The sequence below is a fragment of the Streptomyces yaizuensis genome, from assembly GCF_034961445.1.
Lineage (GTDB): Bacteria > Actinomycetota > Actinomycetes > Streptomycetales > Streptomycetaceae > Streptomyces > Streptomyces yaizuensis.
Genome location: NZ_BSBI01000002.1, coordinates 354,431 through 367,872, shown reverse-complemented (window position 1 = coordinate 367,872; position 13,442 = coordinate 354,431). Strand labels below are relative to the sequence as shown.

Annotated in this window: 11 protein-coding genes; 6 read left to right on the top strand and 5 right to left on the bottom strand. The window is 74.1% G+C overall.

The features are described 5' to 3' along the window. The first annotated feature begins 84 nt into the window (after positions 1 to 84). Together SYYSPA8_RS05425 and SYYSPA8_RS05420 are read left to right on the top strand one after the other, a co-directional pair. Entirely contained in the window at positions 85 to 1,371 is a 1,287-nt protein-coding gene (locus SYYSPA8_RS05425) for a GNAT family N-acetyltransferase (RefSeq protein WP_323445790.1), read from the top strand. 75 nt (positions 1,372 to 1,446) lie between these two features. Then, a complete protein-coding gene (locus SYYSPA8_RS05420; RefSeq protein WP_323445789.1) occupies positions 1,447 to 2,679 on the top strand; it encodes a GNAT family N-acetyltransferase in 1,233 nt (410 codons plus the stop codon). Between the two features lie 159 nt (positions 2,680 to 2,838). Here the strand turns inward: SYYSPA8_RS05420 and SYYSPA8_RS05415 are convergent, their stop codons facing one another. Together SYYSPA8_RS05415 and SYYSPA8_RS05410 are read right to left on the bottom strand one after the other, a co-directional pair. Then, positions 2,839 to 3,648: an Fpg/Nei family DNA glycosylase gene (locus tag SYYSPA8_RS05415; protein ID WP_323445788.1), complete on the bottom strand. Its 810-nt coding sequence runs from the start codon at positions 3,646 to 3,648 to the stop codon at positions 2,839 to 2,841. A 100-nt stretch (positions 3,649 to 3,748) separates the two neighbouring features. After that, a complete protein-coding gene (locus SYYSPA8_RS05410) occupies positions 3,749 to 4,234 on the bottom strand; it encodes a ribose-5-phosphate isomerase (RefSeq protein WP_323445787.1) in 486 nt (161 codons plus the stop codon). A gap of 126 nt (positions 4,235 to 4,360) precedes the next feature. On the opposite strand from SYYSPA8_RS05410, the gene SYYSPA8_RS05405 reads away from it, so the two are divergent. Then, entirely contained in the window at positions 4,361 to 5,812 is a 1,452-nt protein-coding gene (locus SYYSPA8_RS05405) for an amino acid permease (RefSeq protein WP_323445786.1), read from the top strand. A gap of 128 nt (positions 5,813 to 5,940) precedes the next feature. On the opposite strand, the gene SYYSPA8_RS05400 is transcribed toward SYYSPA8_RS05405, so the two are convergent. After that, complete coding sequence (locus SYYSPA8_RS05400) at positions 5,941 to 6,525, bottom strand: biotin transporter BioY (protein ID WP_323445785.1); 585 nt, start codon at positions 6,523 to 6,525, stop codon at positions 5,941 to 5,943. Positions 6,526 to 6,933: 408 nt separating this feature from the next. Here SYYSPA8_RS05400 and SYYSPA8_RS05395 point away from each other — a divergent pair, with 408 nt between their 5' ends. Beyond that, positions 6,934 to 8,367, top strand: coding sequence for an amino acid permease (locus SYYSPA8_RS05395; RefSeq protein WP_323445784.1), 1,434 nt, complete (start codon positions 6,934 to 6,936; stop codon positions 8,365 to 8,367). 109 nt (positions 8,368 to 8,476) lie between these two features. On the opposite strand, the gene SYYSPA8_RS05390 is transcribed toward SYYSPA8_RS05395, so the two are convergent. After that, complete coding sequence (locus SYYSPA8_RS05390; protein WP_323445783.1) at positions 8,477 to 9,130, bottom strand: histidine phosphatase family protein; 654 nt, start codon at positions 9,128 to 9,130, stop codon at positions 8,477 to 8,479. Continuing rightward, positions 9,127 to 10,494: an FGGY-family carbohydrate kinase gene (locus SYYSPA8_RS05385; protein ID WP_323445782.1), complete on the bottom strand. Its 1,368-nt coding sequence runs from the start codon at positions 10,492 to 10,494 to the stop codon at positions 9,127 to 9,129. The genes SYYSPA8_RS05390 and SYYSPA8_RS05385 overlap by 4 nt, the downstream gene beginning before the upstream one ends. Before the next feature lie 387 nt (positions 10,495 to 10,881). Between SYYSPA8_RS05385 and SYYSPA8_RS05380 the strand changes: the two genes are divergently transcribed. Together SYYSPA8_RS05380 and SYYSPA8_RS05375 are read left to right on the top strand one after the other, a co-directional pair. Beyond that, complete coding sequence (locus SYYSPA8_RS05380; protein ID WP_323445781.1) at positions 10,882 to 11,895, top strand: NAD(P)-dependent oxidoreductase; 1,014 nt, start codon at positions 10,882 to 10,884, stop codon at positions 11,893 to 11,895. A gap of 96 nt (positions 11,896 to 11,991) precedes the next feature. Continuing rightward, positions 11,992 to 13,422 carry an FGGY-family carbohydrate kinase gene (locus SYYSPA8_RS05375; protein ID WP_323445780.1) on the top strand — a complete coding sequence of 477 codons (1,431 nt, stop codon included), beginning with the start codon at positions 11,992 to 11,994 and terminating at the stop codon, positions 13,420 to 13,422. The last annotated feature ends 20 nt before the right edge of the window (positions 13,423 to 13,442 follow it).

The window sequence follows — 13,442 nt, the reverse complement described above, 5'->3', positions numbered from 1 at the left end:
CGCCCTTTCGTGCAGAGGGACCCCTGTGCCGCCCCGTTCAAAAAGGGATCGCTGTATCGACGTATCGACTGGTAGCCATGGCATATGACAAGCGATCTGCGTCCGCTCGCCCCGCAGGACTGGGAGCCCTGGTACGAGGCCCTGCGCCTGGCGTACGGAGGGGCGCCGGTGCCACCCGAACGGCGGGCCCTGCGGGCGGCCGTGGCGGAGTACGACCGGGCGCTCGGGATATGGGACGGCGGGGAGTGCGTCGCCACCGCCCTCTCCTACTCCTTCCGGATGGCGGTGCCGGGGACCGCGCGGGAAGGTGCGCGGGAGGGGACGGCCGGCGGCGGTACGGAGCCGGGCGCCGGTTTCGTGCCCACCGCCGCCGTGAGCATGATCGGCGTGCTCCCCACCCACCGGCGGCGCGGACTGCTCACCGCGCTCATGCGCCGCCAGCTCGACGACATCCGGGAGCGGGGTGAACCGCTCGCCGCCCTCACCGCGTCCGAGCCCGCGATCTACGGCCGGTACGGGTACGGGATCGCGAGCCGCCAGCTCTCCCTGGAGATCGACACCGCGCGGGCCGGGCTCACCGCCCCGCCCGGCGGGGCCGGGATCCGGCTGCGGCCGGCGGACCCGGCCGCGGCGGCCCCCGCGTGCGCGGCCGTCCGCGACCGGCTCGCCCCCCGGCGCCCCGGGGCCACCCTGCGGCCCGCCGCCTGGGAGCCCTGGCCGCTGCACGATCCGGCCACCGAACGCGGCGGCGGCTCGGAGCTTCGCTGCGTGCTCGCCGAACGGGACGGCGCGGTCACCGGCCACGCCCTCTTCCACGTCCGCCCGGAGTGGCAGCACACGGGCCCCACCGGCACCGTGGTCCTGCGGGAACTGGAGGCGCTGGACCCCGCGTCGGTCGGTGCGCTGTGGCACTTCGTCCTCGGGATCGACCTGACAACGACGGTGCAGGCCTTCAACCGGCCGCCCGACGAGCCGCTGCTCCATCTGGTGGCCGACCCGCGCCGGCTGTCCCCCCGGCTCCGGGACGGGCTGCATCTGCGGCTGGTGGACGTGGGCGCCGCCCTCGCCGCCCGGACCTACCGGGTCCCGGTGGACGCCGTACTGGAGGTGACGGACCCCTTCTGCCCCTGGAACACGGGCCGCTGGCGGCTCAGCGGCGACAGCGGGGGCGCGGTGTGCGCGCCGACGCGGGATGCCGCCGATGTGTCGCTGTCCGTCCGCGAGCTGGCCGCCGCCTATCTCGGCGGGACGCCGCTGCGGGAACTCGCGGGGGCCGGGCTGGTCCGGGAGGTCTCCGGCGGCACGGCCCTCGCCTGCCTCTCCACCGCGTTCGGCGGCGGGACTCCCCCGTGGCTTGCGTACACCTTCTGACGAACCGTCCCCTCACCGCCGGAGGGGCCGAAATCCTGTTCGGCAGGACACCCCTTGTGCTGGTAGGGATGGAATATGACCACTGAGATGCGCGTGCTTCGACCCTCCGAGTGGAACGAGTGGTTCGAGGCTCTGGGGCTGGCCTTCGGCGGCGGTGCGATGCCCGCCGCGAAGCGGGATCTGTACCGGGAGGTGACCCACGTCGACCGCTCCCTCGCCGTCTGGGACGGCACGGAGCCGGTGGGCAGCGCGAGTTCCTTCCCCTTCTCGATCACCGTGCCCGGCGGCGGACTCGTGCGCGCGGCGGGCGTCACGATGGTCGGCGTCGCCTCGACCCACCGCCGGCGCGGCATCCTCACCTCGATGATGCGCCGCCAGCTCGACGACGTCCGCGCGTGGGGCGAACCGGTGGCGGCGCTGTACGCGTCCGAGCCCGGCATCTACGGCCGGTTCGGCTACGACACCGCGAGCCATCTGATCCGGGCGGAGATCGACACGGACCGGGTGGGGCTGACCCTGCCCGAGGGCACCGACGCGGTGCGGATCCGCCGGGTCCGGGACGCCGGCGCCGCGCTCGCGGCCTTCGAGGAGGTCTACGCCGCGCAGGTCCCGGCCCGGCCCGGGATGATCGCCCGGCTCCCCCACTGGGACCGGCTCGGCGCCGTGGACCCGGTCGAGGACCGCGCCGGCGCCTCCGAGCTGCTGAGCGTCGTGGCCGAACGGGACGGGCGGGTCACCGGCTGCGTCCGCTACCGGACCCGCGCGGACTGGACCGACTCGGTGCCCCAGGGCCGGGTGGAGGTGCGGGACCTGTTCGCCCACGACCCGGCGTCGTACGCGGCGCTGCTGCGGCACCTGTGGGGCATCGACCTCACCTCGACCGTACAGATGGAGAACCGCCCGGTGGACGACCCGTGGCAGCTGTTGGTCTCCGACATCCGGCGCTGCCGGGTCCGGGTCGTCGACTCGCTCCATGTGCGGCTGGTGGATGTGGGCGCCGCGCTGGCGGCGCGCTCCTACGCCACCCCCGTGGACGTGGTGCTGGAGGTGTCGGACCCGTTCTGCCCCTGGAACACGGGCCGCTGGCGGCTCAGCGGCGACACCAAAGGGGCGGCCTGCGCACCGACGCGGGACGCCGCCGATCTGTCGCTGTCCGTCCGCGAGCTGGCCGCCGCCTATCTCGGCGGGACCCGGCTGGGCACGCTCGCGGCGGCGGGCCGGGTGCGCGAGCTGCGCGAGGGCGCCCTCGCCGACGCGGACGCGGCGTTCACGAGCGGCGCGGCGCCGTGGGGGCCGCACATGTTCTGACGGGCCCGCCGCCGTCAGCCGGGGCCGCCCGGGAGGTCGCGGGCGGCCCCGGGCCCGGCCGGGACACCGGTCCGGCGGAGCAGGACACGCGCGGCCCGCCCGACGGTGACGGCGCCCCGGACCTCGGGCACCGCGGGTTCCCGTACATCGCCGGGTGCCTCAGCGGCGCTGGCACTCCGGGCACCAGAAGAGGTTGCGGGCCGCCAGCTCCGCCGTCCGCACCTCGCTGCCGCAGATGTGGCACGGCTGGAGCGTGCGCCGGTACACGTACACCTCGCCGCCGTGGTCGTCCACGCGCGGCGGGCGGCCCATCGCCTCGGGCAGGTGCGCCGGCCGGACGGTGTCGATGCGGTTGTTCCGTACGCCCTCGCGCATCAGCTCCACGAGATCCGCCCAGATCGCGTCCCACTCGGCACGGGTGACGTCCCGGCCCGCGCGGTACGGGTCGATGCCCTGCCGGAACAGCACCTCGGCGCGGTAGACGTTGCCCACGCCCGCGATGATCTTCTGGTCGAGCAGCAGGGCGGCGATCGTGGTGCGGGAGCGCGCTATCCGCTCCCGGGCGCGCTCGGGGTCGTCGTCCGGGCGCAGCGGGTCGGGTCCCAGCCGGTCGTGGATCGCGGCCTTCTCGCCGTCGGTGATCAGGGCGCAGGTGGTGGGCCCGCGCAGATCGACATGGGCGCCGGGGCCGGTGATCCGCATCCGTACGGTGGCGGTGGGCGGCGGCGCGGGGGTGGGACCGAAGTCCACCTTGCCGAAGAGTCCGAGGTGGACATGGACCCAGCCGAGGGCGCCGAAGCCGAGGAAGAGGTGTTTGCCGTGGGCCTCGGCCCCGGTCATGACCTGACCGTCGAGGAGGGCGGCGGAGTCGAAGAACTTGCCCTGGGGACTGCTGACCCGCACCGGATGTTCCAGGAAGCGGGCGCGGTGGTCCTCGGCGAGGCGGTGGATCGTATGCCCTTCGGGCACGGCGGCGGCTCCAGGAAACGGGTCGGCCGGGTCGTCTCCGATCGGGCCGGGTCGCATTCGGGGCGGGGCCGCGAGGGCGGCCCCGCACACGGACGGGGGATCAGCCCTGGGGGTGGTGGGCCGGGATCGGGGGCAGCTCGCCGGTGTTCTCGTACGCGGTGAGCATCTCGATGCGGCGGGTGTGCCGCTCCTCGCCCGAGTACGGCGTGTTCAGGAAGATCTCCACGAACTTCGTGGACTCCTCCAGGGTGTGCATCCGGCCGCCGACGGCGATGACGTTGGCGTTGTTGTGCTCACGGCCGAGGGCCGCCGTCTGCTCGCTCCAGGCCAGCGCCGCGCGTACGCCCTTGACCTTGTTGGCGGCGATCTGCTCGCCGTTGCCGGAGCCGCCGATCACGATGCCGAGGCTCTCCGGGTCGGCGGCGGTCCGCTCGGCCGCGCGGAGGCAGAACGGCGGGTAGTCGTCCTGGGCGTCGTAGATGTGGGGACCGCAGTCGACGGGCTCGTGGCCGTGGGCCGTCAGCCATTCGACGAGGTGGTTCTTGAGTTCATAGCCGGCATGGTCGGAACCGAGGTACACACGCATGTTCCGAGTGTGGCACGGGAGCGGCCGGGTATCAGTCAGCGGGGTCGGGCCCCCGCGGGCCCCGGCCGAGACCCTTTTCGAAACCTCCTTCGCGAACAGCGCCGTTCCCGACCTAAGGAATCCCCCATGACATCCCAGGACACCCTGTCGAAGGAAGGCGGGCAGCCCGATGAACCCGGCAAGCCGCAGCCGGACGGGCCGAGCGGTGATCATCTGCGGGCCGGGCTGAAGAACCGCCATCTCTCCATGATCGCGATCGGCGGGGTGATCGGCGCGGGGCTCTTCGTGGGCTCCGCGTCCGGTATCCGGGCCGCCGGGCCCGCCATTCTGATCTCGTACGCGCTGGTCGGCGTGATGGTCGTCCTGGTGATGCGGATGCTGGGCGAGATGGCGGCGGCCCATCCGGCGTCGGGTTCGTTCTCCGAGTACGCGGACCGGGCGCTGGGCCGCTGGGCCGGTTTCTCGATCGGCTGGCTCTACTGGTTCTTCTGGGTCGTCGTCCTCGCGGTGGAGGCGACGGCGGGCGCGGTGATCCTGGAGGGCTGGATCCCGGCGGTGCCGCAGTGGGCCTGGGCGCTGATCGTGATGGTGGTCCTGACCGGGACGAATCTGGTCTCGGTGGGATCTTTCGGAGAGTTCGAGTTCTGGTTCGCCGGGGTGAAGGTGGTGGCGATCGCCGCCTTCATCGCGATCGGTCTGCTCGCCGCCTTCGGGCTGCTGCCGGGCTCCGACAACCCGGGGGCCGGGTTCGCCCACCTCACCGACACCGGCGGCTTCTTCCCCGAGGGGTACGGCGCGATCCTCACCGGGGTGCTGATGGTGGTCTTCTCCTTCATGGGGAGCGAGATCGTGACGCTGGCGGCGGGCGAGTCGCCGGATCCGCAGCGGGCGGTGACCCGGGCGACCAACAGCGTGATCTGGCGGATCGCGGTCTTCTATCTGGGCTCGATCCTCGTGGTGCTCCTCCTGCTGCCGTGGAACGACCCCGCGATCACCGAGGACGGCTCCTATGTGGCCGCGCTCGAATCCATCGGCATCCCGCACGCCGGCCAGATCATGAACGTGGTGGTCCTGACGGCCGTGCTCTCCTGTCTGAACTCGGGGCTCTACACGGCGTCCCGGATGGCCTTCTCGCTGGGCCGCAGGGGCGACGCGCCGGGGGCCTTCGCCCGGACGGACGGGCGCGGGGTGCCCCGGGCGGCGATCCTGGCGTCGGTGCTCTTCGGCTTCGTCGCCGTCTTCTTCAACTACCGCTGGCCGGACACGGTCTTCGCCTTCCTCCTCAACTCCTCCGGCGCGGTCGCCCTCTTCGTCTGGCTGGTGATCTGCTGTACGCAGCTGCGGATGCGCGGGATCACGGAGCGGGAGGCGCCCGAGCGGCTGGTGGTGCGGATGTGGCTCTTCCCCTGGCTGACCCGGGCGACGATCGGCATGATCGTCTTCGTTCTCGTCTATATGGTCTTCGACGACGCCGCGCGGGAGCAGGTGCTGCTGTCACTGCTGGTGGCGGGCGTGGTGGTGACGATCGCGGTGGTACGGGAACGGGCGCGGGCGCGGCGGGCGCCGAGGACGCGGTAGCCCCCGGTACGTACGCGGGAGACGCCGCAGACCTCCGGTGCGTACGGAGCCCTCCGGTGCGTACGGGAGAGGGGGCCGCACCCGTCCGGGCGCGGCCCCCTCGTGTCACCTCGGTCGCCGGTGGCGGGTCAGCCCTTGCGGCCGGCCAGCTTCCAGGCGGTGGGCAGGAGGCCCATCGCCAGCGCGGCCTTGACCGCGTCCCCGATCAGGAACGGGGTGAGGCCCGCGGCCACGGCCTGGGAGAACGTCATCCCGGTGGCGAGGGCCAGATAGGGGACGCCGACCGCGTAGATGATCGCGGAGCCCAGCGCCATCGCGCCCGCCGTCCGCCAGACGGAGCGGTCGGCCCCGCGGCGGGCCAGCGCGCCGACGGCGGTGGAGGCCAGCAGCATGCCGAGGATGTAGCCGAAGGACGGCATCCCCCAGCCGGAGGTTCCCTCCGCGAACCACGGCATGCCCGCCATGCCGGCGAGGGCGTAGAGCGCGAGGGAGAGGAAGCCGCGGCGGGCCCCGAGGGCGGTGCCCACCAGGAGCGCGGCGAAGGTCTGGCCGGAGACCGGGACCGGGGAGCCGGGCACGGGGACCGCGATCTGGGCGGCGAGGCCGGTGAGGAGCGCGCCGCCGGCGACCAGGGCGAGGTCGCGGGTGCGGGACGCGGGGAGCAGGTCGGCGAGGACCGCGCCCGGGCGGGAGAGGACAGTGGCAGTGCTCATCGAGGACTCCGCGGCGGCGAGGGGGCAGGTCAGGGATGTACCGCGGCGCGGGGGCGAGCAAGGCGCATGCGGTGTACATCCATGGAGGACACAGCGACCGTAGCCCCGGGGCCCGGGGGCGCACCATCGCGCCAGGGACAAAGGCCGGGGCGGGGTGTTCATGGAGATCGCACAAACGTCGCGGATCATGCGTCCGGCGAGGTGACGTCCGTCACGGGATCGCCCTTCGGCAGGCCTGTAGAGTTCTCACAAACTCTGCTGGGGGCGCCGACCGCCTTGGCTTCGTTACCGGTGGTGTACTTCGGGTAACGCTTGTGATCGTTTCATGGACATCCGTTGCCCTGGGATCAGCGCTCATGCTCAGTTGGAGCCACCCGCTCACCCTCCGCCAGACGAACAGGGCACCCCATGTCCAAGACTTCCGCGCCCCCGCCGGTCGGGCTCCCCGCCGACGGCGGCTCCGGCGCGCCGGGCCTCTCGCACGGCCTGAAACAGCGCCATCTGTCGATGATCGCCCTCGGTGGCGTCATCGGCGCCGGGCTCTTCGTCGGGTCCGGCGCCGGCATCGCCCAGGCGGGTCCCTCGATCATCATCGCGTACACGATCTCCGGCCTGCTGGTCATGCTGGTGATGCGGATGCTCGGCGAGATGTCGGCGGCGAACCCGGCGTCGGGCACCTTCTCCGTCCACGCGGAGCGGGCCATCGGCCCCTGGGCCGGCTTCGCCACCGGGTGGATCTTCTGGTTCCTGCTCTGCGTCGTGGTCGGCCTGGAGGGGATCGGCGCGGCGAAGATCATGTCGGGGTGGCTGCCGGGGACGCCCGAGTGGATGTGGGTCGCGATCTTCACGGCGGTCTTCACCACGGCCAATCTGGCGGCCGTGAAGAACTTCGGCGAGTTCGAGTTCTGGTTCGCCGCGCTGAAGATCCTCGCGATCGTCGCCTTCCTGGGGATCGGGCTGCTCGCGATCACCGGGGTGCTGCCGGACACGGACGCCCCCGGTCTCACCAATCTCACCGGCGAGGGCGGCTTCCTCCCGAACGGCACCGAGGGGCTGATCTTCGGCCTGCTCGCCTCGCTCTTCGCGTACGGCGGCCTGGAGACGGTGACGATCGCCGCCGCCGAGTCCGAGCACCCGGTGCAGGGGGTGGCCCGCGCGGTGCGCACCGCGATGTGGCGGATCGCGATCTTCTACATCGGCTCGATGGCCGTCGTCGTCGCGCTGGTCCCGTGGAACGACCCCGATGTCGTCGAGCAGGGCCCGTACGTCGCCACCCTGGACCATCTGGGCATCCCGGCGGCCGGCGAGATCATGAACGTGGTCATCTTCGTGGCCCTGCTGTCCGCGATGAACGCCAACATCTACTCGGCCTCCCGGATGTCCCGCTCCCTGGTCGCCCGGGGACAGGGCCCGGCGGTGCTGGGGCGCACCCGCAACGGGGTGCCCTGGGTGGCGGTGGTGGTCTCCTCCGCCTTCGGCTTCCTCTGTGTGCTGCTCAGCTACTGGCGGCCGGACGACGTCTTCATGTGGCTGCTGAACATGATCGGCGCGGTCATCCTGGTCGTCTGGTTCTTCGTCGCCGTCTCACAGCTGATCCTGCGCCGCCGCACGGAGCGGGAGGCGCCCGAGCGGCTGGTGGTGCGGATGTGGCGGTACCCCGGGCTGACGTACGTGGCGCTGGCCGCCATGGTGACGGTCTTCGTCCTGATGGCCCGCGAGCCGGAGACGCGGACCCAGCTCTACTACTCGGGCGCGCTGACGCTGACGCTCTGCCTGGTGGGGTACGCCCGCCAGCGCCTGGCGGCGGGCCGCGCGGCCGCGGCGCCCGCGAAGGACGCCTGAGGACTGCCGGGGCCGGCAGGACCGCCGCCGGGAGCGCGCCTCTGAGCCGTACCGTCCCCACCCCTTGCCCCCTGTGCCTGTCAGGGGCGGGATTCCGTCATGCGCAAGATCATCCGGTGGCGGGAGTTGCGTCCGCCGGGAGGTTGAGGGAGAGCAGCGCCGTGGTGGGGCGGCCCGGTGGGGTCGGGGCGGGGGTGAGGCGGAGTTCGGAGACGGCCGCGTTGCGCAGGCGGGGGAAGACGCGGCGGTACTCGGCGAGCGGGATGCCGAGGAGTTCGCACAGGACCAGCCGGAGCAGGGTGTTGTGGGCGACGACCAGGACCCGTTCGCCGTCGTGGGCGGCGGCGATACGGGTCAGGGCGGCGGCGCCCCGGGCGGCGGCGGCGCGGGGGTCCTCCGCGCCCGGGAAGGGGTGGGCGGCCGGGTCGCGGGTGAAGGCGGCGGCGCCCTCGGGGGACTCGGCCGCGTACTCCGCGAGGGTGCGGCCCTCCACCGTGCCGAAGTCGCACTCGCGCAGCTCGTGGTCGCGGTGCGGGGTGAGGCCGAGGGCGGCGCAGACGGGGGCGGCGGTCTCGATGGCGCGGGAGACCGTGGACGTCCAGACCGCGTCCGGCGGCGGGGCCTGGCGCACGGCCCACGCGGCGAGCCGGCCGGCCTGGGCGCGGCCCTCCGGGGTGAGGGCGACGTCGCTGATCCCGGCGTAGCGGTTCTCGGCGTGCCAGACGGTCTGGCCGTGCCGGGCCAGCAGCAGGGTGGCGGTCATGATCGATACACCTGGGAGTCGGCGCGGGTCCGCGCGTGGGCGGCGGTCGGGGCGGGCAGCCAGGCGCGGCGTTCCAACTCGTCCACCAGGGTGAGGTAGGGCTCGGTGAACCGGCCGTGGCCCTCGGGGCGGACGGTCTCCCGGATCCGGACCATACGCGCCGCCGCCTCGGCGAGCGTGGGCGCGGCGCCGGTGCCCAGGGCGGCGAGGACGGCCATGCCGAGGGCGGGTTCGCTGACGGCCGGGATACGGACCTCCCGGCCCAGCACCTCGGCGCGCAGCCGGGTCCAGTAGGCGCTGCGGACCGCTCCGCCGGTGAAGGTGAGCGGCCCGTCGGCGGCGGCGCCGATGAGGTCGAGGTGGTCCAGGCAGAGGCGTTCCACGAAGGCGACGCCCTGGAGGAGGGCGGCCCAGTGGTCGGCGGCGGAGGCGGGGGTGCCCAGGAGGAAGGCGGTGGCGTCCGGCGCGGCGAAGGGGAAGCGTTCGCCCCGGCCGCCGAGGGGGTAGGCCACCGCCCCCGCCGGTTCGTGGGCGCGGGCCCCCTCGTCCAGGGCGGCGGGGTCGGCGCCGGGGAAGGCGGCGGTCAGCGCCCCGCCGCCGGTGTTGGACGCGCCGCCGGGGAGCCAGTGGCCGTCCGGTGAGAGATGGCTGTACACGACGCCGTCGGGGTCGCGCGGCGGGGCGGTGGTGACGCCCTTGAGGACGAGGGTGGTGCCGAGGACGGAGTTCCAGGAGCCGACGGCGAGCGCGCCGGAGGCGATCTGGGCGGCGCAGCCGTCGGTCATCCCGGCGACGATCGGCGTGCCGGCGGGGAGGCCGGTCTCCTCGGCGGCGGCCCGGTCCACCTCGCCGATGAGGGTCCCGGGGCGCACCACGGCGGGCAGTCCGGGGACCGACGGGTCGCTCCAGGCGCCGCGTTCGGGGTCGTATCCGGTCTTGAGGGCATGGCTGGAATCGGTCGGCAGGACCCGGCCCGCGAGCCGGGCGGTGATCAGGTCGGCCTGGTGCAGGATCCGGCCATGTCCGTACTCCCGCTGGAGCAGCAGGGCGCGGCCGGGGCCCCGGCCGGGTGCGCGGCCGTCGTCGTACATCACGGCGGGGGTGCGGGGGCGGCCGTCGTCGTCGGCGAGGAGGACGGTGCCGGAGGTGGAGCAGACGGCGACGGCACGGGGCCGTTCCCCGCCGTCGAGGGCCTGGCGGACGGCGGTACGGACGGCCGTCCACCAGTCGGCGGGCGACTGTTCGTGGCGCGGGCCGGCCCGCCGGCCGGCGAGGGGCGCGGATCCGCCGCCGGTGATGGTGCCGTCGGCGGCGGCGAGCAGGGCGCGCACGCTCTGGGTGCCCAGGTCGATGCCCATCCACATGGCGGTTCCCTCCCGGTGGTCGGGTGTTCCTCTCAGACGTTCTCACGCCGTCCCGGGAGAAACCCCCTGCACGGAGGATTGACGCTCCCGGGTCCCTGTCTCAAGCTCAGGTGCCATGCGCGGACCCGTCGCCCGACAGCAGGCGCACACCGGGTATGTCCCCTGTCTCCTCGTTCAGGGGCCCGGCCACGACGACGATCCGCTGCGCTCCTCCTTCCCCGGGGTGCCGTGCGCCATGGCCGCGCGTCGCCCGTCCGGGGCCGCGCGGGCCGGGGAGGATCGCGTACCACCAGGAGTGACAGGCCTCGGGCCGGGACCGGGCGGCGGATGAGGGAGTGGCCCGCCGCGCGGCCCCGCGCGGGGACAACGACGACGCGGAGGAACCCTATGAAAGTCCTGGCCGCCGGCGACCATTTCGTCCGCAACTCCCTGATCTCGGCCGCGCTGCACCGCGCGCTGCCCGGTGTCCCGCTGGAGCTGACCGAGCTGACACTGCCGTGGCCGCTCACCCCCTTCGGGCCGGTGGGCGAGGTGGCCGAGGCGAGTGACGCCGAGGACGAGCTGATCAAGGCGCTGGACGGGGTGGAGGTGTGCGTCACCCAGATGGCCCCCTTCACCGAGCGGGTTCTCGACGCGTCCCCGGCGCTGCGGCTGATCGCGGTCTGCCGGGGCGGGCCGGTCAACGTCAACGCGGCGGCCGCGCGCGCCCGGGGCGTACGGGTGTGTTACGCGCCGGGCCGCAACGCCGCGTCCACGGCCGAGTTCACCGTCGGGCTGATCCTGTCGGCGCTGCGGCGGATCCCGGAGGCCCACCTCTCGCTGGCGCTGGAGGGCGACTGGGACGGCTCGTACTACACGTACGAGCACGCCGGCCTGGAGCTGGAGGACACCCCGGTGGGGCTGGTCGGGTACGGGGCCGTCGGCAGCCGGGTGGCGCGGGTGCTGAGCGCGTTCGGCGCGGAGGTGGAGGTGTACGACCCGTTTGTGCGCGGCGATGTGCACGGGATGCGGGCGAAGTCGCTGGAGGCCCTGCTGACCCGGTCGCGGGTGCTGACGCTGCACGCCCGGCTCACGCCGGAGAACGCGGGGATGATCGGGGCGCACGAGCTGGCGCTGCTGCCGCGCGGGGCGGTGGTCGTGAACGCGGCGCGCGGCGGGCTGCTGGACACGGACGCGCTCTGTGACGCGCTGGACAGCGGGCAGCTGTCGGCGGCGGCCCTCGACACCTACGCGGAGGAGCCCATTCCGGCGGGTTCGCGGCTGCTGTCGACGCCGCGTCTGGTGCTCACCCCGCATATCGCCGGCGCGTCCCGGGCGGTGGCCCACAAGGCGGCCGCGATCGCCGCCGCCGAGGTCGGCCGGTACGCGCGCGGCGAGGAACCGGCCCACGCCCTGGACTGACGCCCCGGGAGCCCCCGGACTCGTAACCCGTACGACCACGCGGGACCGGCCAGCAACGACGGGGCCGCCCCTCTCATCCGGCGAGGAGTGCTCACAGTGGCGAGATACATCGGGATCGACGCGGGGACGTCCATGGTCAAGGCGGCCGCCTTCGACGAGCGGGGGCAGGTGCTGCGGGTCGAGTCGCGGCCGGTCGCGCTCTCCCTCCAGAGCGGCCGGGCCGAACAGGACATGGACGAGGTGTACGGCGCGGTGACGGCGGTGCTGTCCGCGCTGGCGGCGGCGGTCGAGGGCCCCTTCGCGCTGATCGGGCTGACCGGCCAGGGCGACGGGGTCTGGCTGGTGGACGAGTCGGGCCGGCCGGTGCGGGCGGCGGTCTCCTGGATGGACGGGCGCGCGGGCGAACTGGTCGACGCCTGGCAGTCGGCGGGCGTGGTGGAACGGGTCTTCCGGCGGTCCGGGAGCGCCATGTTCCCCGGCTGCCCGGGACCGGTCCTCGCCTGGCTGGACCAGCACGAACCGGCCGTCCTGGACACGGCGGCGGCGGCCGTCTACTGCAAGGACATGGTGTTCCAGCGGCTGACGGGCATCCGGGCGACGGACGTGTCCGACGCGTCGATGCCGTTCCTCGACCCCCGGACCCGGACCTACGACGACGAGGTCCTCCGCGAACTGGGCCTGGCCCACCGGCGCGGGCTGCTGCCCCCGGTCAGCGACCCGATCGCGGTCGGCACCCTGGGCGCGGACTCGCCGCTCGCGGGCACCCCCGTCACCGGCGGCCCCTACGACCTGCCCGCCTGCGCGCTGGGCGCCGGGGTCACCGAGGCGGGCGACGGGCTCCTCATCGTCGGCACCTGTCTGGCGTCCCTGGTCTCGGTCCGCGAGGTCGACCTCGCCGGGGAGCCCGCCGGGCTGCACATCTCCACCGACCGGCCGGGGCACTGGCTGCGGGCCATGCCCGCGATGGTCGGCACCGCCGCGCTCGACTGGGTGCTGCGCACCACGGGCGTCTCCCACAGCGAGGTCGACGGACTCCTCGACGCGACCCCGCCCGGCTCCCGGGGGGTGCGGGTACTCCCCTACTTCGCGCCCTCCGGGGAACGCGCCCCCTTCGTGGAGCCCCGGCTGCGGGCCGAGCTGACGGGGGTGTCGCTGGAGACCACCACCGCCGATCTGGTGCGGGCCACCTGCGAGGGCATCGGCTTCGCCGCCCGGCACTGCCTGGAGGCGGCGGGGCTGACGGGATCGCTCGCGATCTGCGGCGGCGGTACGCGCTCCCCCGCCTGGATGCGGCTCTTCGCGGAGGTGCTGGGCCGGCCGCTGCGGATCGTCGAGGGCGAAGTGGGGGCCCGGGGCGCGGTGCTGGCGTCGGCGGCCCGGCAGGGCGTGGCGCTGGACGTGGCCGCGTGGACCGCGCCGACGGCCGTCGTCGAACCGGACCCGGCGCGGGCGGAGTTCTACACGAAGGCGTACGACGACCACCTCCAGCGGCTCGCGGCGGCCCGCGACCGGGCCCGCGCGACCTGACGGCATCCCTGGCCACGGCG